This window comes from Labedaea rhizosphaerae (genome assembly GCF_004362825.1).
GTDB lineage: Bacteria > Actinomycetota > Actinomycetes > Mycobacteriales > Pseudonocardiaceae > Labedaea > Labedaea rhizosphaerae.
In genome coordinates, this window is record NZ_SNXZ01000004.1 from 712,435 (window position 1) to 737,114 (window position 24,680).

Annotated in this window: 24 protein-coding genes; 17 read left to right on the forward strand and 7 right to left on the reverse strand. The window is 71.2% G+C overall.

What is annotated here, in order from left to right; translation table 11 throughout:
* Nucleotides 1–26 precede the first annotated feature (26 nt).
* From EV186_RS26340 to EV186_RS26365, 6 genes are all read left to right on the forward strand, one after another.
* The gene (locus tag EV186_RS26340) at nt 27–668 is read left to right on the forward strand and encodes a HEAT repeat domain-containing protein (protein WP_133852056.1); all 642 of its coding nucleotides are present in this window, start codon (nt 27–29) and stop codon (nt 666–668) included.
* Nucleotides 669–722: 54 nt separating this feature from the next.
* Complete coding sequence (locus EV186_RS26345; protein ID WP_133852057.1) at nt 723–1,715, forward strand: HEAT repeat domain-containing protein; 993 nt, start codon at nt 723–725, stop codon at nt 1,713–1,715.
* 109 nt (nt 1,716–1,824) lie between these two features.
* Nucleotides 1,825–2,301 (forward strand): YbaB/EbfC family nucleoid-associated protein, encoded by a 477-nt coding sequence (locus EV186_RS26350; protein WP_166659333.1) that lies wholly within the window; start codon nt 1,825–1,827, stop codon nt 2,299–2,301.
* Nucleotides 2,298–2,651 (forward strand): hypothetical protein, encoded by a 354-nt coding sequence (locus EV186_RS26355; protein WP_133852059.1) that lies wholly within the window; start codon nt 2,298–2,300, stop codon nt 2,649–2,651. Before EV186_RS26350 ends, EV186_RS26355 begins: the two co-directional genes overlap by 4 nt.
* A 14-nt stretch (nt 2,652–2,665) precedes the next feature.
* Entirely contained in the window at nt 2,666–3,451 is a 786-nt protein-coding gene (locus EV186_RS26360) for a hypothetical protein (RefSeq protein ID WP_133852060.1), read from the forward strand.
* A 47-nt stretch (nt 3,452–3,498) separates the two neighbouring features.
* Nucleotides 3,499–5,817 carry an ATP-binding protein gene (locus tag EV186_RS26365; protein WP_166659334.1) on the forward strand — a complete coding sequence of 773 codons (2,319 nt, stop codon included), beginning with the start codon at nt 3,499–3,501 and terminating at the stop codon, nt 5,815–5,817.
* A 57-nt stretch (nt 5,818–5,874) separates the two neighbouring features.
* Here the strand turns inward: EV186_RS26365 and EV186_RS26370 are convergent, their stop codons facing one another.
* The gene (locus EV186_RS26370) at nt 5,875–7,566 is read right to left on the reverse strand and encodes a sialidase family protein (protein WP_243754282.1); all 1,692 of its coding nucleotides are present in this window, start codon (nt 7,564–7,566) and stop codon (nt 5,875–5,877) included.
* A 508-nt stretch (nt 7,567–8,074) separates the two neighbouring features.
* Nucleotides 8,075–8,821 carry a LysR family substrate-binding domain-containing protein gene (locus tag EV186_RS26375; RefSeq protein ID WP_133852063.1) on the reverse strand — a complete coding sequence of 249 codons (747 nt, stop codon included), beginning with the start codon at nt 8,819–8,821 and terminating at the stop codon, nt 8,075–8,077.
* A 48-nt stretch (nt 8,822–8,869) separates the two neighbouring features.
* Here EV186_RS26375 and EV186_RS26380 point away from each other — a divergent pair, with 48 nt between their 5' ends.
* The gene (locus EV186_RS26380; RefSeq protein WP_133852064.1) at nt 8,870–9,253 is read left to right on the forward strand and encodes a DUF5997 family protein; all 384 of its coding nucleotides are present in this window, start codon (nt 8,870–8,872) and stop codon (nt 9,251–9,253) included.
* Nucleotides 9,254–9,279: 26 nt separating this feature from the next.
* On the opposite strand, the gene EV186_RS26385 is transcribed toward EV186_RS26380, so the two are convergent.
* Genes EV186_RS26385 through EV186_RS26395 form a run of 3 tightly spaced genes read right to left on the reverse strand, consistent with a single transcriptional unit; the run spans nt 9,280 to nt 11,992 of the window.
* On the reverse strand, nt 9,280–10,122 hold the full coding sequence (locus EV186_RS26385; protein ID WP_133852065.1) for an alpha/beta fold hydrolase: 843 nt from the start codon (nt 10,120–10,122) through the stop codon (nt 9,280–9,282).
* A complete protein-coding gene (locus tag EV186_RS26390) occupies nt 10,122–11,144 on the reverse strand; it encodes an NADP-dependent oxidoreductase (RefSeq protein WP_133852066.1) in 1,023 nt (340 codons plus the stop codon). Before EV186_RS26390 ends, EV186_RS26385 begins: the two co-directional genes overlap by 1 nt.
* Nucleotides 11,145–11,176: 32 nt before the next feature.
* The gene (locus EV186_RS26395) at nt 11,177–11,992 is read right to left on the reverse strand and encodes an oxidoreductase (protein WP_133852067.1); all 816 of its coding nucleotides are present in this window, start codon (nt 11,990–11,992) and stop codon (nt 11,177–11,179) included.
* A 132-nt stretch (nt 11,993–12,124) separates the two neighbouring features.
* On the opposite strand from EV186_RS26395, the gene EV186_RS26400 reads away from it, so the two are divergent.
* Nucleotides 12,125–12,712: a TetR/AcrR family transcriptional regulator gene (locus EV186_RS26400; RefSeq protein WP_133852068.1), complete on the forward strand. Its 588-nt coding sequence runs from the start codon at nt 12,125–12,127 to the stop codon at nt 12,710–12,712.
* 9 nt (nt 12,713–12,721) lie between these two features.
* Here EV186_RS26400 and EV186_RS26405 read toward each other — a convergent pair whose 3' ends face one another.
* The gene (locus tag EV186_RS26405; protein ID WP_133852069.1) at nt 12,722–13,297 is read right to left on the reverse strand and encodes a dihydrofolate reductase family protein; all 576 of its coding nucleotides are present in this window, start codon (nt 13,295–13,297) and stop codon (nt 12,722–12,724) included.
* Nucleotides 13,298–13,531: 234 nt separating this feature from the next.
* Between EV186_RS26405 and EV186_RS26410 the strand changes: the two genes are divergently transcribed.
* The gene (locus EV186_RS26410) at nt 13,532–14,944 is read left to right on the forward strand and encodes a hypothetical protein (RefSeq protein WP_133852070.1); all 1,413 of its coding nucleotides are present in this window, start codon (nt 13,532–13,534) and stop codon (nt 14,942–14,944) included.
* A 47-nt stretch (nt 14,945–14,991) separates the two neighbouring features.
* On the opposite strand, the gene EV186_RS26415 is transcribed toward EV186_RS26410, so the two are convergent.
* The gene (locus EV186_RS26415) at nt 14,992–15,651 is read right to left on the reverse strand and encodes a response regulator transcription factor (RefSeq protein WP_133852071.1); all 660 of its coding nucleotides are present in this window, start codon (nt 15,649–15,651) and stop codon (nt 14,992–14,994) included.
* 347 nt (nt 15,652–15,998) lie between these two features.
* Here EV186_RS26415 and EV186_RS26420 point away from each other — a divergent pair, with 347 nt between their 5' ends.
* The 8 genes from EV186_RS26420 (at nt 15,999) to EV186_RS26455 (ending at nt 24,679) form a co-directional block, all read left to right on the forward strand.
* Nucleotides 15,999–17,084, forward strand: coding sequence for a CpaE/TadZ family protein (locus EV186_RS26420; protein ID WP_133852072.1), 1,086 nt, complete (start codon nt 15,999–16,001; stop codon nt 17,082–17,084).
* Nucleotides 17,085–17,155: 71 nt separating this feature from the next.
* Nucleotides 17,156–17,497 carry a type II secretion system protein gene (locus EV186_RS26425; protein WP_133852073.1) on the forward strand — a complete coding sequence of 114 codons (342 nt, stop codon included), beginning with the start codon at nt 17,156–17,158 and terminating at the stop codon, nt 17,495–17,497.
* Nucleotides 17,498–17,574: 77 nt separating this feature from the next.
* The gene (locus EV186_RS26430; RefSeq protein ID WP_133852074.1) at nt 17,575–18,657 is read left to right on the forward strand and encodes a type IV pilus twitching motility protein PilT; all 1,083 of its coding nucleotides are present in this window, start codon (nt 17,575–17,577) and stop codon (nt 18,655–18,657) included.
* Complete coding sequence (locus EV186_RS26435) at nt 18,654–20,315, forward strand: GspE/PulE family protein (RefSeq protein ID WP_133852075.1); 1,662 nt, start codon at nt 18,654–18,656, stop codon at nt 20,313–20,315. The genes EV186_RS26430 and EV186_RS26435 overlap by 4 nt, the downstream gene beginning before the upstream one ends.
* Nucleotides 20,316–20,317: 2 nt before the next feature.
* Nucleotides 20,318–21,523, forward strand: a complete 1,206-nt coding sequence (locus tag EV186_RS26440; RefSeq protein ID WP_133852076.1) for a type II secretion system F family protein — start codon at nt 20,318–20,320, stop codon at nt 21,521–21,523.
* The gene (locus EV186_RS26445; RefSeq protein ID WP_133852077.1) at nt 21,520–21,963 is read left to right on the forward strand and encodes a type IV pilus modification PilV family protein; all 444 of its coding nucleotides are present in this window, start codon (nt 21,520–21,522) and stop codon (nt 21,961–21,963) included. The genes EV186_RS26440 and EV186_RS26445 overlap by 4 nt, the downstream gene beginning before the upstream one ends.
* Nucleotides 21,957–22,577, forward strand: a complete 621-nt coding sequence (locus tag EV186_RS26450) for a PulJ/GspJ family protein (RefSeq protein ID WP_133852078.1) — start codon at nt 21,957–21,959, stop codon at nt 22,575–22,577. The genes EV186_RS26445 and EV186_RS26450 overlap by 7 nt, the downstream gene beginning before the upstream one ends.
* Nucleotides 22,574–24,679: a hypothetical protein gene (locus EV186_RS26455; RefSeq protein ID WP_133852079.1), complete on the forward strand. Its 2,106-nt coding sequence runs from the start codon at nt 22,574–22,576 to the stop codon at nt 24,677–24,679. Before EV186_RS26450 ends, EV186_RS26455 begins: the two co-directional genes overlap by 4 nt.
* The last annotated feature ends 1 nt before the right edge of the window (nt 24,680 follow it).

Consider the following 24,680-nt stretch of genomic DNA (forward strand, 5'->3'; position numbering starts at 1 on the left):
ACCGTGACAAGGTTTTCACTGTGTGCATGACGCACAGGAACCTGCTCCGCGCACTGAGCGCCGAGGACGCATCGACGCGCCTTCAGGCCGCGCTCGCGGCCGGCACGCGGGCCGACCCCGATCTGGCCGACCCGCTCGTGGCCCGGTGCGCGGTCGAGCCGGAGTTCTTCGTGCGCGACATGCTGACCTGGGCGCTGACCCGGCTCCCGGTGGACGTCACCGTGCCGAAGCTGCTCGCGCAGCTGCGTTCCGGGCACGCCCAGGCCCGCGCTCAGGCGTTGCACACGCTGTCCAAGCTCGGCGAGCCGAGCACGTGGCCAGCGATCTCCCGGGCGTTGCTGCGCGACGGCGACGACGAGGTGGCGCGCAGCGCGTGGCGTGCCGCCGTCGTCCTCGTGCCGCCGGCGGCGAAGAAGGAGCTGGCGACGGAACTGGCCACGCAGCTGGGCCGCGGCGACCGCAAGGTGCAGCTCAGCCTGAGCCAGGCCCTCGTCGCGCTCGGCGACGTGATCGAACCCGTCCTGCGGGTGGCGCTGACCAGTGCCGACCCGGCGGTGCGAGCCCACGCGCGCGCCACCGAGCGGCTGCTGCACGACCCCGACGCCGGGTTCGAGCTCGCGCTGGACGAGGCGAGCCGGATCGTCACCCTGGGCCCGGACCGGGCGTAGGACGGTGACCATGGCGCTCTCTTCGTTCGCGCGGGTCCAGGGCGGGCCAGCACCGTGTTGATCGGTGAGGTGGCGCGGCGCTGCGGCGTGAGCACCCGGATGCTCCGGCACTACGACGCCCTCGGGCTGGTGCGGCCGACCGGGCGCACCGTGGGCGGCTACCGCGAGTACTCCGAGGCGGACCTCCGGCGGATCTTCCACGTGGAGGGCCTGCGCACGCTGGGCTTGTCGCTGCGCCAGATCGCCCGCGCGCTGGCCGACCCGGGCTTCGCACCGTCCACATTGGTCGCCGAGTTGATCCGCCGGACCGAGGACCGGCTGCGCCACGAGCAGGAACTGCTCGACCGCCTGCGCGCGGTCGAGCCCTCGGCACCGTCGGGCTGGCAGGGCGTCCTGCGCATCGTCGAGCTGTTGCACGGGCTGAACTCGCCCAGCGCGGCACGCCGTCAGCAGGCCGCCCTGGCCCCGGCCGAGGACGGGCCGGTGCCCACCGAGGCACTGGCCCGCGCGGTGCTCGCCGAGGCCGACCCGAACGTCGCGGGCGCCCTGCGCTGGGCGCTCGCGCGGGCCGGCGACGAGGGCGTCGCGAGCGTCGCCGAGGGGTTGCGGTCCGCCGACGTCGACGTCCGGCGGCGCGCGATCCTGGCGATCGCCGAACTGCCCGGCGACCAGGCGAGCGCCCTGCTCGCGAGCGCCCTTGACGACCCGGATCCGGCCGTGCGCGGGCCGGCCGCACTGGCCGCGGGCCGTCGTGGTGTGCACGAAGCCGTGCCGATCCTCGTCGACATGATCGTCGAGGGCACCAACGACGTCGAGGCCTCCGAAGTGCTGGGGGCGCTGGGTACGGACGCGATCCTCGGCTCGATCCTCACCGCGCTGACCGACGCGCTCGCGGCCCGCCACGCGGATCAGGCGGTGCGGATCCGTCTGGTCCAGGCCCTGGCCGAGCTGCCGCCGTCCCTCGCGCGGGACGCCCTGCGCGAGCTGACCCATGACGCCGACCGGACCGTCGCCGCCATCGCCGCGGCCCTGGCCGAGCGCGCGTAACGCGGCCGGCAACGCCACCGCCGTCCAATTCCGTCCAATTCCGTGCAACACGGAGCGTTCGCTCCCACCCGATCGTCTTGAAGCACAAGGACGTAGGGAAGAGGGACCCATGACCGACATGTCGGAAAGCCTCCAGACGGAGGAGGAACTACGACTCGAGGACCGCGCCGCGCAGCAACGCATCGAGCGCTTCGCCGCGGCGGCGGACAAGATCGACAACACCGAGGTCACCGAGTCGTCCCCGCGTGGGGAGGTGCGCGTCACCGTGCGCACCTCGGGCGCGGTGCGCGCAATCGAACTCGGGCCGAGCGGCGTCCGGCTCTCCGCCACCGAGATCGTCTCGCTCGTGCTGGGCTGCGTGCAACGCGCCCAGACGCGCATCGCCGAGGTGGCACAACGGATCCTGGCCGCCGAGGTCGGCGACGACCCGGCTGCCGACCTCGTGCTCAGCGACTACCGCAACCGCTTCCCGGCGGTCGCCGAACCATCGGCACCGCGTGCGAAGCCGGCCGGCGCCGGAGACGACTGGGCCGAGCGGCCGGTGCTGCGGACGACGTCGTGGGCGGCGGACGGGAGCGGGGCATGAGCAGCCTGGACACCGACCTCACCGTGCTGGTCCAAGCGGCGGCGGCCCTCGACCAGTCCTCGCGCGACCTCGACGCGATCGCGCACAACCTCGTCGGCGGCGCCTTCGACATCGTGCCCGACTCGTTCACCAAGTGGGACCCGGGCGCGATGGCCGAGTACGCCAAGGCACGCCAGCAGGTCATCGACTTCGCCGCCGAGATGCGCAACCACTTCCACACCCTGGCCATGGACCTCGCCACGGTCGCGCAGACCTACGGCGACACCGAGACCGGCAACACCGACCGCATCAAGGACTCGGGCGACGGCCTGGACAACACCAGCGGAATCTCACGGCGCCTGAACGCCTGAAGGGAGCACGAACCATGGCCACGCCGGTGGCGCCCGCCAAGCTGACCGACCTGAAGAACGCCTCGGAAGACCTGATGTCGTTGCTCAACGGCTTCAAGATGGGCCTCATCATGAAGGTCGCCCGCGACTCGAGCCCGAAGCCCCGCACGCAGCAGGTCATCACCCAGGTGCAGACCTACATCGAGAACTGGCTGCTCGGCCCGGAGAACGTCAGCAACGTCGGCAGGCAGTGGGCGAGCCAGATCACCACCGCCTTCCGCACCGCCTACGACGACTGCCAGACCGAGGTGGACCGGGTCAACAACAACTGGTCCGGTCAGGCCGCCGACAGCTTCTCCGAGCACGCCGACTCGCTGCTCGCCCGGCTCAAGGACGCCCAGCCCGCCGTCAGCGGGGTCGCCACCAACCTGGCCGACCTCGGCGCGAACCTCGGCACGCTGCGCGGGACCGTGATCACCCACGGCGCCGATGCCGCCGCCTCGATGGTCAACGCGGCCATCCAGATCGGGAACACCGGCATCCAGGGCATCAGCCCCAAGATGCTGGCCGAGGCAGCGACCGGGATCGGGGTGCCGTTCGCGGTCGTCCAGTACTGCATGAGCGTCGTCGCGCAGATCTCCCAGCAGTTGACCAACGTGATCGGCAAGCTCGGCACGCTGTTCAACGACGTCAACGGCAGCCTGCAGAACATGAAGTCGTCGGCGACCAAGATGGCCACCGCCGTGAACACGAGCCTGAGCACGCACCTGCCCAGCGAGCCGCCGGGCCTGACCGACAAGGGTGGGTGGAAACCCAAGTAGGGCAACAGCGATAGGTTGGTGCCGCGCCCGGAGGGGAGTCGCGGCACATGAGTTCCACCCAGCCACCTGATCCGGCCACGGCCGCCGACGCGGGCGAGTTCGTCGAGCGGATGCGTGCGCTGCGGTTGTGGGCCGGTCAGCCTTCGCTGCGCCGCCTCGAGCGCCTGGGCGGGGACGTGCCCTCGACCACCGGCGCCCGGGTCAAAGCGCTGCCGGTCAGCACGATTTCCCATGTGCTGAGCGGGAAGTCGGGCGACCGGCTGCCGCGGATGCGGTTCGTCGAGCGCTACGTGGCGGCCTGCCTGTCCGCGTGCGGGCTGCCGGTCGAGCGGGGTGGGGAGTACCTGCGGCGCTGGCTGGACGCGTGGCGCGCGCTGGCCGGTCCCGCACCCGCAGGCCCGCCTGAGTCCGAAGTGGACGAAGCGCGGCGCCAGCTGCCGATGGACATCGCCGAGTTCACCGGCCGCGAGGTCGAACTGGACCGCCTGCTCGCCTTGGCCGAGGCGGGCGACGCGCACGCGCCGGCGGTCGTCGCGATCGAGGGCATGGCGGGCGTCGGCAAGACCCGCTTGGCCGTGCACGCCGCGCACCGGCTGGTCAACCGCGGCCGGTTCGGCGACGTCCAGTTGTGGGCGGACCTGCGTGGCTTCGACCCGGCCGGGCCGGCGGCCGATCCGGCGGCGGTGCTCGACCGGTTCCTGCGCCTGCTCGGCGTGCCCGCGCCGCGCATCCCGGCCGACGTCGAGGGCCGGTCCGCGCTCTACCGCGACCGGTTGGCCGGCCGTGAAGCATTGGTACTGCTGGACAACGTGGCCGGCGCGGACCAGCTGCGCCCGCTGCTGCCCGCGTCGACCACGTGCCTGGTCATCGTCACCAGCAGGCGCGGGCTGGGCGCGGTCGACGGCGTCGAGCCGCTGCCGCTGGACGTGCTCGCGCCGGCCGAGGCGACCGCGCTCGTCACCCGCCTCGCCGGGGCCGAGCGGTTCGACGACGACCCCGGTGCGGCGGCGCGGCTGGCCGAGCTGTGCGGGCGATTGCCGATCGCGATCAGCGTCGCCGCGCGGCGCCTGCGCGCCCGCACGGCGTGGACCCCGGCGCACCTGCTGGCCAAGCTGGACCGGCTGCCGCGCGTGCACGCGAGCTTCGCCTTGTCGTACCAGGAACTCCCCGACGGCCCGCGCCGCCTCTTCCGGCTGCTCGGCCTGCACCCCGGCCCGGACGTGTCGGCGCCGTCGGCCGCGGCGCTGGCGGGGGTCTCGGTCGCCGAAGCCGAGGCCCAGCTGGAAACCCTGCTCGACGAGCACCTCGTCCAGGAGGGCACGCCGGATCGCTACCACCTGCACGACCTGTTGCGCGACTACGCGATCGCCATGGTGCAGCGGGACGAGCAGGCGGCGGAGCAGCGCCAGGCCCGGCACCGGCTGCTGAGCTGGTACCTGCACACCGCCGACGCGGCCGCCCAGCGCCTCGCCCCGCACCGCAGGCGCGGCTTCCCGCTCGAACCGTGTTCCCATCCCGCACAGCGGTTCGACAGCCACGCCGAGGCGCTCGGGTGGTGCGAGGCCGAGCACGCCAACCTCGTCGCCGCCGTCCCGGTCGCCGCCACGCACGGCGAACACGCCATCGCATGGCAGCTGCCCGTGGTCCTGCTGAACTACCTCTACCTACGCAGCCACTGGGACGACTGGATCGCCACCCACACCACCGGGCTGGCCTCGGCGCAGGCCCTGGGCGACGCGGGTGGGCAGGCCCGGATCAGCAACGGGCTCGGCGTCGCGCACAGCGACCGCCGCGAACTCGACGCCGCCGTCGCGCACTACCGGCGGGCGTTGGAGCTGTTCACCGACCCCGGTGGGCGGGCGTGGACGACGAACAACCTCGGCGTGGCCATGGTGGACCTCGGCCGGCACGCGGCGGCGGTCGCCGAGTTCGACCGCGCGCTGGTGTTGTTCCGCGAGATCGGCGACCGCACGGGCGAGGCCATCTGCCGCAACAACCTCGGCGACGCCCACCGCAGGCTCGGCGAGCCCGAGCGGGCGGCCGCGCACCTGCGTGACGCCCTGGCCATCCAGGAGGAGCTGGGCGACCGGTCGGGCCAGCGGTTCACCCAGCACACGCTGGCCGACCTGTGCCGCGACCGCGGCCTGCTCGAACCGGCCGTGGCGCACTACCGGCGGGCGCAGGCGTTGAGCGAGGAACTCGGCGACCAGTGGGGCACCGCCCGCGTCCTGGACCACCTGGGCTCCACATTGGACACTCTCGGCGAGGCCGAGCAGGCCAAGGATTGCTGGCGGCGCGCGGCGGACCTGCTGACCGCGCTGGGCCGTCCGGAAGCCGACGACCTGCTGGCCCGGCTCAAGCCCTGACCGGGCGCCCGCCGGCTCGGCCGGACCCACCAGGGTCCGGCCGAGCCCGCTGACCTGTCAGTGCAGCGCGATGGCCTGGGTGACGACGTCCTGGTTGGGCAACGTGGTGCCGGGGTTGCCGCGGAAGTCGGTCCAGCAGGGGTGGATCCGCAGGTCGGTGCCGATCGCGACGGCGGTGTAGTCGCCGATGAACACGCCCTGCAGCACCTCGCCGGATTCCAGGCCGGTGCTGACGAACTGCACCTGCGGGTTCGCCGTCTGCGTGGTGATGCGTTGCAGCGCACCCCGGGCGATGTTCGACCCGCGGCCGGCCGTGTACGCGTAGTCCAGGCCGATGCCGTGGCGGTCGTATGCGCGGGTGTAGTAGGTGACCGCGACCCGGTCGTTCTGGGCGGCCACGGCGGGGAACACCTCGTCGGCCGACGAGCCGATCGTCGCCGGGCGCGACCAGCCGTGCCGGCCGTCGGACCCGCTGAGCAGGACGTCTCCGTTGGTGCGCACCGATTCCCCGTCCCGGTAGCGGCCGTTGCGGTCGTCGGCCCAGGTGACCCACAGGTGGTCGGTGGCGCGGTCGTACGCCAGCTGCGGGAAGCTGTTGATCCGGAAGTTCTCCCCGGTCAGCCCCTCGGAGCCGGTGTCTTCGTCGACCGGGAAGTCGTAGTCGGTGGCCACCTCGACGTTGCGGAAGGTGCGCCCGCCGTCGCGGGACGTGGCGACGACGACCGCGTCGTGGTCGGCCGGCTGGTCACAGGCGATGCTCGCGCACACCGACGTCTCGTAGGCGACGTGCAGCGTGCCGTCGCGGGTGACCTGCGGGTTGGACCCGCTGCCGAACGATGTGATGCCGCTGGTCGAACTGGTCGTCGGGGGCGACACCTGGTTCGGGCCGGTCCAGGTGCGGCCGAAGTCCGTGGACGCCGACGCGACGATCGGCGACTCCAGGTAGTTGCCCTCCTGGTCGTAGGTGAACACCGTCCAGGTCACGTAGACCTTGCCGGACTTGGGATCGGCGGCGATCCACTCCTTGTCGTTGAAGACGTAGGTGGGCGTCGGCGTGCCCGCCGCGGTCACCCCGTCCAGTTCGAGGATCGCGGGCGCGTCCCAGCTCAGGCCGCCGTCGTGGGACACCGACACCGCGATGCCGCTGGCCTGCTGCGATCCGTCGGCCGGCACCGTCCGGCTGAACACCAGGGTCGCGTAGTAGACCGTGTTGCCCGGCCCGAACGCGATCGCCGGGTCACCGGCGGAGTCCATGTAGGACAGTGGGGCGGCGGCGCCGGTCTGGAAGTTCAGCTGCGGCAGCACGACGTTGCGCCAGGTGCGGCCGCCGTCGAAGGAGGTGTACGCCCAGCCGGAGGCGTCGTTGCGCGCCTCACGGGTGTTGAAGATCCGGTAGTCGTTCGACCCGGCGACGATGTTGCGCGGGTTGGCCGGGTTCACCGCGATGGTGGTCTCGTTCTGCGCGGTGCTGCACCCTTCCTGGCTGCCCGTCGGCACCGTCGCGTCGCCGACGATGGCGTCGACGTTGGGCGCGAGCCGGTGGTACGGGCTGGGCTTGCCCAGGAAGCTCTGGCACAGCGCGGACAAGGCCGGGTTGTCGCCGTCGTCCTCTTCCTCGCCTTCGGCGAAGACCTCCTTCAACAGGGGGTTCGGCACCGCGTGGGCCGATTCCGACGACTCGCTCAGCTTGTGGTGTCCGGACGCGGGCGGCGCCAACGGCGCACCGGAGGGGGCGGCATCCGCCGGCACAGCAGCGACCGCACCTCCCAGGACCATCGCGACCGCCACAGCCAAAACCCGGGCACCCAACCGACGCACGACCATGCTCCACCGCCGATGCACGACAACGTCCCCGACGCCACGCACAGCCTTGCAGCATCGCCACCGCAGTCAAGGGACCCAACGGCCCAACTCGCAACGGCTTTGCTCGCGTTGGTATTCGTCCTCGGCCCCTCACCACTGCCGCCCTTTAAGGCGTGTCCCACGTTCGGACCGGGCGTGTCCCCCGTTCCCGCCGGGCGTGTCCCACACTCAGACCGGGCGTGTCCCCCGTTCCCGCCGGGCGTGTCCCACACTCAGACCGGGCGTGTCCCCCGTTCCCGCCGGGCGTGTCCCACACTCAGACCGGGCGTGTCCCCCGTTCCCGCCGGGCGTGTCCCACACTCAGACCGGGTGTGTCCCCCGTTCCGGCAGGGTGTGTTCCACGTTCGGAGCGGGTGTGTTCCACGTTCAGAGCCGGCTCGGCGGTGCCCGCACTTCAGGACCGGCGGCGCGGCTTCGCCCGTTTCGGGCCCGCCTTCTGCTGCTTGCGGCCACCCGCCGACTTCGCTGCCTTCGCTGCCTTCGCCGTCTTTGCTGCCTTTGGCGCCGGCTTGGCCGGTGCCGGTGTGGCGGGGCGCCCGCGGGTGCTGTTCACGGTCCGCCCGCGCACGATCCCGATGAACTGCTCCACCAGGTCGGAGGTGTCGTCCTCGAGCCAGCACAACGCGACGCGCGACTCCGGCGGCCCGGACACCGGGCGGTAGGTCAGGTCCTTGCGGTGGTGCAGGCGGGCGAGCGACTGCGGGACCACCAGCAGGCCGACCCCGGCCGCGACCAGTTCGACGGCGGCCGCGGTGGTGGCCGGCCGGTGGACCGCCGGTCGTCCCGGCGGCTCGGCCCAGTCCAGGGTGTCGTCGACCGGGTGCAGCACGACCTCGTCGGCGAGGTCCGCTGTGGACACTTCGTCCGCGGCGGCGAACAGGTGGTCCTTGGGCACCACGACGACCGTCGTCTCGGTGTAGAGCGGGATCGCGTGCAGGCCCGTCCGGTCCACCGGCAACCGCAGCAACGCCACGTCGGCGGCGCCGTCGCGCACCAGACCCGCCGCGTCGGCGGCGGCCACCGGGATGAGATCGAGCTCGACCTGCGGCAGCCGCTCCCGCCAGATCCGCGTCCACTTGCCCAGCGTCACCCCGGGCACGTACGCGATGCGGAACGACGGTGCTGCGTCCGGGCCGGTCACCGGGCCAGGCTACCGGGGTGCCGGACGCCGCCGGATACCGTGGACACCATGACGTCGCACAAGACCCCGCAGACCATGAAGCCCGCGACCGCGGCCAAGAAGCTCGGGGTGTACCTCGAGGCCACGCCCGCGGAGTTCCGCGACGGCGTCGTCTCGCGCGACGAGCTGAACGCGCTGCAGGCCGATCCGCCGGCCTGGCTGCGCGACCTGCGCCGCAACGGCCCGCACCCGCGACCGGTGATCGCGGCGAAGCTGGGCATCTCCATCGGCGGTCTCGCCCGCGGCGGCATCACCGAAGCCCTCACCACCGAGCAGATCGACGAGCTGAAGGCCGCCGCCCCCGACTGGCTGGAGCGCGAACGCGCCATCCAGGCCGAGGTGCGCAAGGAAGCCGCGCGGCTCAAGGAGAAGAACGCCCAGCAAGCCCCCTGACCCGCGGCCGGTTCGATCTTCCCGGGTCACGATCCGAGGAACCGCAGAGCTTCGTCGACGAACTCCGCGTGGTACTGGAAGATGCCGCCGTGCCCGGCATCGGGGTAGAGCGTGAGCTGGGCGTTGGGCAGGCGCCGGGCCAGATCGGTGGAGTTGCGGCTGGGCACCATCCGGTCGTGGTCGCCGTTCGCGACGAGGACCGGCTGGCGCACGACGGCCAGGTCGGCGGGCTGCTGACGCCTCCAGGTGTGGATCGCCTTGAGCTGGTTGCGGAACGCCGTGACGGAGATCGACTTGTCGCGGGCCTCGGTGCGTTCCTTGAGCCGGTTCACGAACCGGCGGGCCGATGCCTTCCCGTTGGCCGTGCGGGTGAAGAACAGGTACTCCTTCGGGTCCTTGAAGGTCAGCGTGGCCCGCACGATGTCGATGACGGTGATCCCGGTGACCTTGTCGATGCCCTCGCCGCCGGCCGGGCCGGTGCCGGCGAGGATCAGCTTGCGCACCAACCGGGGTTCCTGCTCGGCGATCACCTGGGCGACGAAGCCGCCCAGCGAGAAGCCAAGCAGGTCGACCTGGTCGTGGCCCAAGGCCCGGATGAACGCGATCGCGTCGCGGGCCATCGCGGCCACCGAGCGCGGTGTCCGGCCCTGTGAGGCTCCGATGCCCCGGTTGTCGAAGGTGATCACCTGGTGCTTGGCCGCGATGCCGTCGACCACCCGGGGATCCCAGTTGTCGAGCACCGCGCCCAGGTGGTTGAGGAAGACGACCGGCGTGCCGCCGTCCGGGCCGAGCGTGCGGTACGCGAAGGTGGCGCCGCCGATGTCGATGGTCTTGGTCGGTGCGTGCTGGTAGGTGGTGCGCACAGTCATCACGTCTTCTCGGGGTTTTCTCGGACGGTGACGACGACCTTGCCCTTCGCACGTCCTTTTTCGACGTACGCCAGGGCCTCTTTGGTCGCCTCGAAAGGGAACACGCGGTCGACGACCGGGTTGATGATCGCCGCATCGACGAGGGCGGTGATCTCGCCGAGCTGGGCGCCGTTGGCTCGCATGAAGAGGAACGAATAGCCGATCCGACGACGTCTGGCGGCTTTCCTGATCCGGTGGCTGAGCCCCCACATGACCGGCCCCAGGGTCCACGGCTTGCCGAGTTCGCGCGCGAACGCGGGATCGGGTGGGCCGGAGATCGAGATGAGCCGGCCGCCGGGCTTCAGCACCGTCAGCGACTTCCTGAGGGTGGCGTTGTCGAGGCTGTTCAGCACCACGTCGTAGTCCCGCAGGACGCCCTCGAAGTCGTCTTTGCGGTAGTCGACCACCACGTCGGCGCCGAGGCGTTCGACCAGTTCGACGTTGGCCGCGCTGGTCGTCGTGGCCACGGTGGCGCCGAGGTGTTTGGCGAGCTGGATCGCGAACGTGCCCACGCCACCGGAACCGGCGTGGATGAGGACCTTCTGCCCCGGCCGCACGTCGGCGAGCTCGACCAGCGCCTGCCAGGCCGTCAAGCCGACCAGGGGGATCGACGCCGCTTCGGCCATCGTCAGCCGCTTCGGTTTCGGCGCCAGGTCGTTCTCGTCGACGGCGATGAACTCCGCGAACGTACCGATCCGGTCCTTGGCCGGTCGCGCGTAGACCTCGTCGCCGACCTCGACCTTCCGCACCTCGGCGCCGACTCGGACCACCACACCGGCGACGTCGTTGCCCAGGACGAAGGGCGGGCGGTAGGGCAGGATCAGCTTGAACTCGCCGTCCCTGATCTTGGTGTCGAGGGCGTTGACACCCGCCGCGTGAACCTGGACCAGCGCGTCGTGCGGACCCACCTCGGGTTCCGGCACCTCGCCGGCCCGGACGTTGCCGGCGCTGCTTCCGTAGCGGTCGACGATGAATGCTTTCATGACTCGCCTTCCCTTCTACGACAACGGAAACGTCAGCCGGTCATCCGGTTGAGCCTGCGGACGCCCTTGTCGAAGGTCCGAGCGGGCGCGATGCGGCGGAGCACGGCGACGCGCCCGGCGGTCGAGCCGGCCAGGTAGCGCGGCTTCGGCTTCGCGTCGGTGGCCGCGGCGGCGATCACCTTGGCGACGGCGGCGGGGTCTTCCCCGCCGCGCATCGACTCCCGCATCACGTCCTCGAAGACGCGCCGCCGGTGCGCGTAGATCGCCAGCGGGGCGTCGGCCTGCACCTGGTTCGCGTCGAACGGCGTGTTGACGGGGCCGGGCTGCACGCGCAGCACCCGCACGCCGTGTTCGCGGACTTCGTGGTCGAGCGACTCGGAGTAGCCCTCGACCGCGTGCTTGGTCGAGACGTACACGGCCATGAACGGGTTGGGCACGAATCCCCCGACGGACGAGACGTTGACGATGCGGCCGCTGTGCTGGGCACGCATGTGCGGCAGAACGGCCCTCGTCATGCGCATGAGCCCGAAGACGTTCACGTCGAAGACCGCCTGCGCCCGGCCGGCCGAGAACTCCTCGGCGGCACCGTTCGCGCCGACGCCGGCGTTGTTGACCAGGACGTCGATGCGGCCGTACTGGGCGATCACCTGCCTGACCACGGCGTCGACCGACTCGTCGCTGGTCACGTCCAGGTCGACGAAGGTCACGCCCGCCACGGGGGCGATCCGCGCAGCGTCGCGGCTGGTCCCGATCACCTGGAACCCCGCACCGACGAGGGCGAGCGCGGCCGCCTTGCCGATGCCGGACGATGCGCCGGTCACCACCGCTACCGGTCGAGACCTTGCCATGACGACTCCCAACATTTGGAATTACGATCGTACTACGATAGGCACGGCCGGAGTCGGGAAGCAAGGGTTCGGCGCAGATTTGTATTATGACCGTACTAACATGGGTGGCGAGCCCGGCGAGCGGAGGAACGCGTGGCGCGGTACGGGAAAGAGCACAAGCTGGAGACGCGCCGCCGGATCGTCGAGACGGCGGGCCGCCGGTTCAAGCGCGATGGCATCGACGGCTCCGGGGTCGCCACGCTGATGAAGGACGCCGGGCTGACCAACGGCGCCTTCTACGCCCACTTCGAATCCAAGGAGGACCTGGTCGCCGCCGCGGTCTCGGCGCAGCTGCGCGATCAACGCGCCTGGCTCGACGCGGTCGCGCCCGGCCGGGCCGGGGTCGAGCAGATGGTGCGCGAGTACCTCTCACCCGAGCACCGCGACAACCCCGAGCAGGGCTGCCCGTCCGCCGCCCTGCTCGACGAGCTCGCCCGGTGCGCCGATCCGACCAAACAGGCCTACACCGAGAGCGTGCTCGCGTTCATCGACGACATCGCCGCCCGGCTCGCGCCCGACGACCCACGGTCAGCACGCGTGGCGGTCCTGTCCATCTACGCCTCGATGGTCGGGACGCTGCAGCTCTCCCGCGCCCTGGCCGACCGGCGGCTCGCCGACGACATCCTGGACCAGGGCGTCCGCAACGCCCTGGCCGCCCTGGACGCCGTACCGGAACACTGAGCCGCCCGATCACCCGTGCCGGGTGGGCCGGTAGGTCAGCACCTGGGTGTGCTCGTCGAAGGTGTGGGCCTCGACCAGTTCGAGGTCGAAGTCCTCGATGCCGTCGAAGACCCGGTCGACGCCGGTCTTGCCGGACAGCACGGGGAACACCGTGAGTTCGATGGTGTCGACCAGGCCGGCGTCGAGCAGGGTGCGGTTGAGCGTCAGGCTTCCGTGCGAGCGCAACGGCACGTCGGATTCGGCCTTGAGCCGCCTGACCACGTCGACCGGGTCGCCGGCCTCGATGGTGGTGCCGGGCCAGTCGAGTGGTTCGGTGAGCCGGCTGGAGAGCACGGTGACCGGGGAGTCGAACATGCGGGTGATCCACGTGTCGAACAGGGTGCGGTCGAAGCCGGGGCTGAGGAACGGCGCGTTCGAGGAGTAGGTCTTGGCACCCAGCACCATGCGCAGCGGGTCGCGGTAGGCCGCGGCGCGGTGGGCGAGGAACTCGGGGCCCTGCTTGCCCCAGTAGCCGCCCCAGTCGCCGCTGTGGTTGGCGAAGCCGTCGAGGGTGGCGAAGATGTCGAAGGTGTAGGTGGCGCTCACGGGTGTCTCCTTGCGGGAAGCGGGTCGCCCTTGGTGGCGGCCTCACCCCTGCTACGAACACCCCCGCGCCGATCCGACACACCCCGCGGACTTTCTTCAAAAACTTTCCCGACTCAGCACCTGGCGGTCGAGGCTGGTCTGTTGGGATGAAGGTCGCCCGGCCGGGTAACGGCGGCGGGTGGGGCCAGGATGCCCACCGTGTTCCCCGCTCGCCGACTCGGATGAGGTCGAAGCATGAGCACTCCCTTGCACCCCGTCAGCGGTGGTGTGAAGCGCCCGCTGGATGCCGGCGCGGCACCCGCCGAGGGTGAACCACCGCCCAAGCGCCGCAAGCTCGCCGTTGCCGAGCCGTTCGCCGGCGTGGTGCCGGACGGCATGATCGACGACGTCGACCGGTTCGCCGCCGACATCCTCCAGCAGGTCGAAGCGGCCAAGGACGCGGACTCCGACAGCGAGGACCCGCGCCAGGCCTACCAGCGGGCCGAGGGTCCGTCAGGTCCGCGCGCCGGTGCCGCGCCCGCCCCGACCGGCGTGACGGCCAAGACGGGGAAGGTCAAGGGCGTCAGCCGGGCGGCGGTCATGCGGATCGTGGAGGAACACCTCGAGGTCGAGGGCACCGGCTGGCAGTCCAAGGGCAAGTGGACCGAGACCGGGATCGCGTCCGGCCCGGCGCCCAAGAGCGCCGTTCGCGACCTCCAGTTGGCCACGCAGCTCGCCCAGACCCTGATCTCCGCGCTGGAACTCGACGGGGTCGACACGCAGGAGATCGAGGTGATGTTCGTCAACGACCGGATGTTCGTGAGCGCCAACGAGGACGCGGTCGTCGGCACGCTGGCCGGAACCACCCTGCAGTCCTGGTTCTTCAAGGTGGAACAGCACCTCCAGGACAACGGGATCAACGCGAACTTCGAGCGCAAGATCGCCAAGGCCATGCAGGTCTGCCTGGCCGTGAACAACCGCGACGACGACGAGGAGAACGGCAAGCTCCGGCTCGCCGAGATCGCCGCCTGCTGCACCCTCTGGCCCGGGCAACGCGACACGGTGCTCGCCGCACTGCACGCGCTGACCAACGCCGGACTAGCCATTGTGGACGGTGGCAGGCCGCCGCGGGCCGCGGGCCTGCTGACCGATCCCCGCTACGCCGGCCGGATCATCGCCGTCCGGCCGAACGCGACCACCGTGAACCCGAAGTCCCACGCCGAGCAGAACCTCGCCCTGACCCTCGCGCTCTCCCGGTACGCCGGGACGGCCGCGATCGCCGGCGGGAAACGGCCTTGCACCGTCTGCTTCCTGTCGTTGTGCGTGACCCGCAGCCACGCCCAGGTGGCCCACCTGCGGTTCAACGAACACGCGGGCGGCTACTGGGACGGCTCGACCGAAACCGGCCTGTACGACATCGTGGCCGCGCTGAAGCTGAGCCTCGACGACGTCCGGGCCGTCATGGCCGACAACGAGGTGACCGAGCAGTACGTCACCAACCTCAACCTCGGCGCACCACCGCGCGAGGCACTCGACGACCTCGTCGACGTCGTGCGCCACAAGGAGATGGCCACCGACACCGCCACGCAATCACAAAGCCCAGAACACCAGTGGTATGAGCCGGACGAGCCCGTCGACAGCGGCAGCCAGAACACCGACCCGCCGTGACGACCGGCCCTGCTCGCCCACGCGCGTCGGTGCTTCGCGGACTCGGCTCATCCCGCCGCGGAGGTGGCCGATTCGGCGCCGTGGGCGAGCAGGCCGGTCCGGATCGCGGTCATCAGGGCCTGCGAGCGGTTGGACACGTGGAGCTTCTCGTACAACCGTGAGACATAGGTCTTGGCGGTCGACATGCTCACGTACAGGGTCGCGGCGATCGCCGGGATCGACAGCCCGTCGCCCAGCAGGACCAGGACCTCGTGTTCGCGGGGGCTCAACGCGAAGGCGCGTTCGGTTCGCCTGCGCTTGGCCAAGGCGTCGGGCAGGCCCGCCGCGATGAACGACGCCGGGGCCACCGCGGCGTAGCGGATCGCGCCCAGCAGGTCGGCCACCGGCGCGGTCTTGGGCACGAAGGCCGAGACGCCCGCCTCGATGGCGCGGAACAGCAGGCCGTCCTCCTCGTGCGAGGCGAGCAGGACGATGCCCAGTCCGGGATACGCGCCGCGCAGGGCGGCGGCCACGGCCAGGCCGTCGCCGTCGGCCAGCAGGACGTCCACCAGCACGACCGTCGGCTGCGCGGCGGCCACCACCGTGTCCACGTCCTGGGCCAGGCGGCACTCGCCCACCAGCTCCAGGTCCGGTTGCCCGGCGACGACGACGGCCAGGCCGGCGAGCGTCAGCGTGTGACCGTCGATCGCGACGATGCGTGTGGGCATGGCCGTGGCCCCCCTCCGGTGCTTGAGTAGCGATCATTCACCCTGCAACTTGGTTACTCCGTGCATTCATCGTGCGTTGAGCGCTCGCGCTACACCTGATCGGATTCCGGTGACTTTGGTCCTCCTCCACCCGGGACCAAGGCGACCCTCAGAGCGCGACCTGGGGTTTCTCTGTCTGCAAGGTGCAAGCGTATTCGGCCGAACGGACCTTTTGTCGGCCGATCGGCGGACAGGTGTCCGCCGACCAACGCCGCTTGTCAGCCGTTCACCCGCTGTAATCACCAGCGTCTTCCACCGCACTCTTGGCGTCGTCGAGCCAGTCGGGCGAACCGAGAAGGGGGCCGAAGATGACGGTGCTTTGCGAACCGGACGCCGCGACCGCGGCAGCTCTCGGCGCCCGCATCGGCGGCGGCGTCACCATCACGCACACCGTGGTCGGGGCCGCATCCGTGCTGATCGAGGCCGACCGGCCGGGCACCCGGCACGGCTCGCTGCTGATCGGCCCCGGCATCGCCGTCGGCCCCGCGCTCGCCCTGACCGCCGCGATCCGGCACGCCCGCCCCTCGGTCGCCGTCGTGCTGCTGCGCGACGGCTGGCACCGGGAAGGGGCGGCGCGCGCCATGGCGGCGGGGGTCCGCGAGGTCGTCGACGCCGGCGACGCCGCCGCCGTCCACAACGCGTGGCGCCGGGTCGAACAGCCCCGCCAGGGCGCGGTTGTCGCCGTGCTCGCGGCGAAGCCCGGTTGCGGCGCCACCACGGTGGCCGCGAACCTCGGCGCCGCGCTCACCGCCGAGGGCAGGCGGGTGTGCGTCGTGGACCTCGACTTGCGCGGCGGGGACCTCGCCACGGTGCTCGCCGTGCCCCGCATCCAGGCGGCGGACGACGACGGCACCGCGCCCGCCGAACCCAGCCTGCCCGGTCTGGACTGCCTCGCGGCGCCCGGCGCGCCCGGGCACCGCGTGTCCGCCGAGCACACCGCCGACCTGCTCGGCGCCCTTTCCATGCGCTACGACGTCGTGGTCGTCGACCTGCCGGGCACCTACGGCCCGCACGCGCTGACCGCGCTCGACGCGGCCGATCACCGCGTGGTGCTGACCACGCCGGAACGACCGGCGCTGCAGGCACTCGCCCCGCTGCTGGAGGTCCTCGACCAACTCGGCTACCCGCCGGCCGCCCGGTCGGTGGTGGTCAACCGCGCCGACCACCGCGCGGGGTTCGCGAGCGAGGAGCTCGAGCGCGCGGTCCAACACCCGATCGCGGCCCAGTTCCCGGCGACGCCGGACATCCCGGCCTCCATCAACCGCGGCCGGCCGCTCACGGCAGACCGGCCCGGCCACCCCTTCAGCCGCAACGTACGCCGGTTCGCCGCGCACGTGCTGGCCGCCGTCGAGGACCGCGCGGCCAGTTCCCAGCGGCGCAGGGCGCCGCCGTGATCCCTCCTGAATCCCAGCGCAGCAACCCGAACCCGATCTCCGCAGTCCACAACAGACAAGGAAGAACTCCCATGATCGAGAGACTCCGCGAGGCCCGGCGCACCGAGTCCGGCTTCACCCTGATCGAGCTCCTGATGGTCATCGTCATCCTCGGCGTGCTCGCCGGGATCGTCGTGTTCGCCGTCAGCGGCATCCAGGACCGCGGCGAGAAGGCCGCGTGCAAGTCCGACGTGAAGAGCGTCGAGGTCGCCGTCGAGGCGTACTACGCCGCCCAGCCCGGCACCCCGACCTACCCGGCCGATGAGGCCGCGGCGATCGCCAACACCGTGCCGAAGTTCCTGCACAGCTGGCCGGCCGAGGTCAACTACGCCAAGACCGCCGACAGCTTCACCGTCACCGGCGCTGGCTGCTGACCGACCCCGCTGGGAGGGCCGTGCGGGGGCGGCCCTCCCCTTCCCTTGTCTTCCAGACATTCCACCGGAGGTACGTCATGCACGGGTGCGCGCACGGAAGCCGCCTCGACACGCTCCTCGGTGCCCTGTGGCAGGCGGGCGGCACCGACCTGTTGCTCACCGCCGGCCTGCCCGCGCAGGTGCGGGTGCACGGCGAACTGCACGCGGTGACCGGCGAGCCGGCCCTCGACAGCGACGCCGTGGCCGCCATGGTCACCGAGCTGATGTCCGGTGACGAGAGCTGGCAGTCGGGGCACGAATACGACTTCTCCTTCTCCTGGCGCGACCAGGCCCGCGTCCGCGGCAACGCGTTCGTGCAACGCGGCGACACCGCCGTGGCGCTGCGGATGATCCCGGCCGCCATCCCGACCATGGAGCAACTCGGCCTGCCCGCCGTGCTGGCCGGCTTCGCCCGACGGCACCAGGGTCTGGTCCTGGTCACCGGCCCGACCGGGTCCGGCAAGTCGACCACCCTGGCGTCCATTGTGGACCGCATCAACACCGAGCGCTCCTGCCACATCATCACCATCGAGGACCCGATCGAGTACGTGCACACGCACAAGCGCGCGGTGATCAGCCAGCGCGAGGTCGGCACGGACACGGCGTCCTTCCCCTCGGCCCTTCGCTCGGCGTTGCGCGAGGACCCGGACGTGCTGCTGGTCGGCGAGATGCGCGACCTGGAGTCGATCCGGTTCGCGCTGACCATCGCCGAGACCGGCCACCTCGTCTTCGCGACCCTGCACACCAACGACACCGCGCAGGCGCTCACCCGCATCGTCGACGTGTTCCCCGGCGACCAGCAGGCGCAGATCCGCACCCAGCTCGCGGCCGCGCTCACCGGGATCGTCTACCAGCGGCTGCTGCCGCGCGCCGGCACCGGGCTGGTCGCCGCGTACGAGGTGCTCGTGGCCACCACGGCCGTGCGCAACCTCATCAAGGAAGGCAAGACCCACCAGCTGCGCAACAACCTCGTGACCGGCCACCGCGACGGCATGGTGACCCTGGAGCAGTCGCTCTCGGCGCTGGTGCAGTCCGGCCAGGTGTCCTATGAGGACGCCGCGGCACGCAGCCTCTACCCGCAGGACGTCGTGCGTCCCCGGCCCATGAGCGTGACGGCATGATCCTGCGCAACCGCAAGCACAGCGACGAACCACAAGCCCCTCAGCCCCAGGCACAACCGGCCGTACTGCGGCAGGACTCGCCCGTGGACTCGGCGACCGCGCACCGTGACGCCGTGGACCTGGCCAAGCGCACCGGGCTCGCCACGGTCGACCTCGCGTCCGTCACCCCCGACCCGGCGGCCACCGCCCGGCTCGACGAGGCCACGGCCCGGGCCCTGGTCGCGATCCCGGTCGCGCTGGACGGCGACCGGATCGTCGTGGCGGTCGCCGATCCGACGACCGAGACGCTCTCGGCACTGCGTGCGGCGACCGGCGCCGCCGTGGTGCCGCGGGTGGCCACCCGCGGCGACATCCTGCGCGCGATCGGCGCGTCCTACCGCGCGCTGTCCGATGTGGACTCCCGGGTGCGGGTGTTCGAGGCCCGCGACTCGGTGCGCAGGCAGGCGGCCAAGGCCGACGCCGTCACCGCGAGCGACGACGCACCCGTCGTCCAGGTGGTTCAGATGATCATCACGCAGGCGCTGCGCGACCGCGCCTCCGACGTGCACATCGAGCCGCACGCCGAAGGCGAACGCGAGCGGCTGCGGGTCCGCTACCGCATCGACGGCGCCCTGCACGACGTGCTGGACCTGCCCGGTTCGATGGGGTCGGCGGTGGTCAGTCGATTGAAGATCCTCGGTGGGATGAACATCGTCGAGCGGCGGCGCCCGCAGGACGGCCAGATCAGCATGGACGTGGAGGGCCACTCGGTCGACATCCGGGTGTCCACCACCGCCGTCATCGGCGGCGAGAAGGTGGTGCTCCGGCTGCTCGACCGCAGCCGCCCGCTCTACCGGCTCGGGCAGCTCGGCATGGCGCCGGACATGACCGCCCGCTACACGAGCCTGCTGCGCGCGCCGTACGGGATGGTCATCTGCGCCGGCCCCACCGGCAGCGGCAAGACCACCACGCTCTACGGCTCGCTCGGCGAGATCAACACGCCCGAACGCAACATCATGACCATCGAGGACCCCGTCGAATACACCTTCCCGTCGATCAACCAGATCCAGATCAACGAGCAGGCCGGCATCACCTTCGCGGGCGGGCTGCGCTCGATCCTGCGACAGGACCCGGACGTGATCCTCGTCGGCGAGGTGCGCGACGTGGAGACCGCGCGGATCGCCGTGCAGTCCGCGCTCACCGGCCACTTCGTGCTGTCGTCGTTGCACGCGACGGACGCGGCCTCGGCGCTGCACCGGTTGCTGGACATGGGCATCGAGAACTTCCTGATCGCCTCCTCGGTCACCGCGGTCGTGTCGCAACGCCTCGTGCGCAAGGTGTGCGAGAGCTGCCGCGAGTACTACCGGCCCACCGCCGAGGAGCTCGCGTTCCTGGCGGCGGTCGGCGGGGCCGAGCCCGACGGCGGCTACGTGCGTGGCGCGGGCTGCAACTTCTGCGCGCAGACCGGGTTCCTCGACCGCATCGGGGTGTACGAGCTGATGCCGGTGACGTCGGCGATCCGCGAGCTGGTCATCGAGCGCGCCTCGCACGAGGAACTGCGCAAGGCCGCCCGCTACGAGGGCATGCGCACCCTGCAGGAGGAAGCCGTGCGGCTGGTGCACGCCGGCGTCACCACGCTCGCCGAAGTCGTCCGTTCGATCTACCTGGTCGGGAGCTGACCATGGCCAAGTTCGCCTACACCGCGGTCGCGCCGGACGGCACCGCCGCCAAGGGCACGCACCGCGCGCCCAGCGTCGAGGACGCCGAGCTCGCCCTCTACGAGCAGCAGTTCAGCGACATCCGGGTCAGCGAGCACCGCGGCGTGCTGCGCACGGAGCTGACCGCGCCGCGGGTCAAGCGGCACGAGGTCATGCACCTGACCCGCCAGCTCGGCGCGTTCATCCGGGCCGGGGTGCCGTTGCTGGAGGCCGTGCACACGCTCGGCTCCGAGGCGGGCAACTCGTCGGTGCGCAAGATGATGCGGGACGTCGAGGACGGCCTGCGGGCGGGCGAACGGCTCTCGGAGTGCCTCGACCGGCACCCGAAGATCTTCCCGGAGTTCTACCGCGGCATCCTGCGTTCCGCCGAGCTGAGCGGTCGGCTGGACACCGTGCTGGACGAGCTCGCGAGCTACCTCGAACGCGACATCGAGGCCCGTCGCAAGATCAAGTCAGCGCTGATCTACCCGTCGATGATCGCCGCCATGGCCCTGGTGACGGTCGTGGTGCTCTCGGCTTTCGTGCTGCCGCGCTTCAAGGACTTCTTCGCGAGCCTGCACGCCGAGCTCCCGCTGCCGACCCGGATCCTGCTGGCCATCACGCACTTCCTCAGCGACTGGTGGGTCGTGCTGGTCGGCGGGTCCGCCGGGCTCGCGCTGCTCGTCTTCGTGCTCGTGCGCACCCCGGCGGGCCGGTTCGCCAAGGACAAGCTGTTGCTGCGCATGCCGGTGCTGGGCAGCACCATCCAGTTCGCCCTCGTCGAGCGGTTCAGCCGGATCCTGTCGTCGATGGTGAGCGCGGGCGTCGCGCTGCCCGAGGCCATGCGGGTGGCCACGAACTCCTTGCGCAACAAGGTGTTCCTGCGTGAGCTGGGCCATGTCCGGGAGGCCATGCTGGAGGGCGAGGGCCTGGCCAAGCCGCTCGCGGCCACCGGGCTCTTCCCGGTCACCGCGGCCCAGATGATCCGCGTCGGCGAGGAGACCGGCACGCTCGACGACCAGCTCGTCGTCACCGCGAAGTACTACGAGGGCGAGCTGGACTACAAGCTCACCAAGCTGATCGGGCTGCTCGAGCCCGCGGTGATCGTGGTGATGGGGCTGATCGTCGGGTTCGTCGCGATCGCGCTGGTGTCGGCGATGTACGGCATCTTCAGCCAGGTGCAGACATGACTCCCGCGCCGGACCGGTCCGAGGCCGGCGAGACGCTGCTGGAGCTGCTGATCGCGGTCACGATCATGGGGATCGCGCTCGTCGCGATCGTCGGCGGTCTCGTCACGACCATCCTCATCTCGGACGTGCACCGCAAGCAGGCGGTGGCGGGCGCGTTCGCGCGCGACTACGGCGCCGCCATCCAGAACGTCGTCGCCGCCGGCGGGTACCAGCCCTGCAACGCCCCCACCTACGCCGGCGCCGTCCTCGGCACCCCCGGCTACACCAAGTCGATCACCGGCAGCTGGTACTGGAACGGCTCGTCGTGGCAGGCGACGTGTGGCACGGACACCGGGTTGCAGAAGGTCCGCGTGCAGGTGCGCAGCACCGACGGACGGGCCGTGGAGTCGGTGGACGTGGTGCTGCGCAAGCCGTGCCGGATCTCGGACCCGTCATGTTGACCGCGGCACGCAAGGACGCGGGCTTCACGCTGGTGGAACTGCTCATCGTCATCGCCATCCTCGGGGTGATCTCGCTGCCGCTCGCGGGCGTGGTCGTCGGCGCCTTGCACAACACCCAGGCAACGCAGCAGCGGATGGCGCTCGCGCACGACTCCCAGATCAGCGCGGCCTACTTCGCCCAGGACGTGTCGGGGGTCGGGGTCCACGACTACGACACGGCCAACTACCCCACCAAGGCGTCGGTGCAGTTGAACGCCGCGTACAACCAGGGCGGCTACGTGTGCGGGACCGCCGGGGTGACGTCCCTGGTCCGGCTGCTCGGTGACGCGTGGGACTACGCGGGCGGCACGCCGTCGAGTTCGATCACCGTCACCGCCTACTACCTCGCGAGCGGCACGACCGAGCTGCACCGGATGAAGTGCGTGGGTGGCAACGCCACGCCCGTCAGCGACGTCGTGCTGGCCCACAACGTCAGCGGCACCCCGGCCGTGACCTGCTCCACCTCGTGCGAGGCGGCGTCGGTGCCGCAGAAGATCACGCTGGCCATGACGGTCGCCTTGCCGGCCACCGCAGCCCAGGACATCGTCCTCATCGGACAACGGAGGCAGTCATGAAGCGCCTGCTCGCACGGTGGCATCAGTGCCGGGTAGGTGGCGACGACCGCGGCGCCACGCTCGTGCTCGTGCTGGTGCTCGTCACGGTGATGGCCGTGGGTCTCGCCGCGTTGCTCACCATGGCCGACACCAGCGTCCGCGCCACCATCGGGCTGCGCGACCAGTCCGGGTCCGCGGCGGACGCCGACGGCGCCACCGAGGCGGCCGTGAACACCATCCGCAACAGCTCGTTCGCCGGCGACGGTCCGTGCTTCGGCGCGTCGTCCAGGTTGCAGCTGCACGACTTCGGCGGCACCGGCCGGTCGGCGACCGTGACGTGCTCGGCCGACCCGTCGCGGGTGCTCATCCAGTGCCCGTCGCTCAGCAACTGCAACCGCCCCGGCAGCGCCATCCTCACCCTCGGTTCGGTGCCCGGTGAGGACGGCCTGAACGTCAAGGACCTCACCGGCTCCGGGCTGAAGGTGCACGGCACGGTGTTCTCCAACTCCGGCATCGATGTGGAGAACGGCAAGCTCATCAGCAACAACAAGGTCTACGCGCGCGGCGCGTGCAGCGGGTCGATCACCAGCGTCCCGGCGCCCGCCACCTGCAACTACGGTGCCACCCCCAACGCACTCGGCAACGACCCGAACTACGCCCCGGACCTCGCTACCGCACCTGCGTACCGGCCGATGTCCGGCGCCGGATCGCCGGGCGCGCAGTGCACGGCCAAGGGCCCGAACTCGGTGATCAGCTTCGACCCCGGCTACTACGACGACGCGGCCGCGCTCTCGGCCATGATGGCCGGGAACAGCGCCTGCAAGCACAGCACGTGGTGGTTCAAGCCGGGCGCCTACTACTTCGATTTCCACAACGCCGACGCCAACGCCAACCCGTTGCTCGGTTCGGGGCCGAACCTGTGGACCATCGACGACGGCTACCTGGTGGCGGGCACGCCGGTCAACGCGGCGGGCGCGACGATCGCGTCGCCGCCGGTGCCCGCCGCGATCCCCGGCTCCTGCGCCAACCCGATCCTCTCGGCGTCCGCGGTCGGCGTGCAGTTCGTGTTCGGCGGGTCGAGCCAGTTCGCGGTCAAGGCCGGGCAGGCGGAGATCTGCGGCAGCTACCACGTCAACCGGCCGCCGGTCGCGGTGTACGGGCTGAAATCCGGCGCCGAGACCACGACACCGGTGTCCTTGACACCGGCCGCCGTCCCCAACGCCGGTGGCTACACCTCCGCGACCTCTGCCGCTCTGTCCACTGCGGACGGTACGGCGGCAACCTGGAAGTCCGCCAAGACCAACGACAGCACGACGCTGACGATGACCGGGTTCGCGCCCGCCACCGCGATTCCCGCGGGATCGGTCCTGCAGTCGGCGAAGCTGAAACTGACCCACCGGCACGCGAGCACGTCGAGCAGCGACAACCTGACCGCCGTGGTCACGCCCAGCGGGGGCACCGCCGTCACCGGCGCGGCCGCCGTCAGCCTCACCGGCGGCACCACGTTCCAGGCGCAGACCATCGACCTGGACCTGGCGCGGACGGACGCCATCGCGAAGGCCGTCCACGACGGCACGTTCACCGGCGCGACCGTCGCGTTGACCACGAAACTGCCCGCCAACAAGGACACCGAGGACCTCGACGCGGTGTCGCTCGAGCTGACCTACACCGCGCCCGCGCTGCGGGCGGGTAGCGGCTGCGTGACCGGAACCCCCTACCTGGGCGGTGGTTCGTCGTCGTGCGCGCTGATCAGCACGATCAACAACAGCGGCAACCAGTTCTACGTGCAGGGCACGACGTACGCGCCGAAGGCGGCGATCGACCTCACGTTGAACAACGCGGCCGAGCAGGTGTTCCGGTTCGGCGTCGTCTCCCGGGTGTTGTGGCTCAAGCTCACCGGCAGCTTCACCTACTCGGGTCCGGTGATCGAGGTGCCGGACGACTCGCCGGGCTTCGCGGTCAGCGTCTACCTGTCCACCTTCGTGTGCTCCGGCAGCGGCGACTGCCCGACCACCGGCGAACCCGCGATCCGGTCGCGGGTGGCCTATGTGGACGCCGACCCGGGTGCGCCGGCTCCGGGGCACCGGCAAGTGGTGGTGCTGAGCTGGTCGAGCCGCCGGTGAA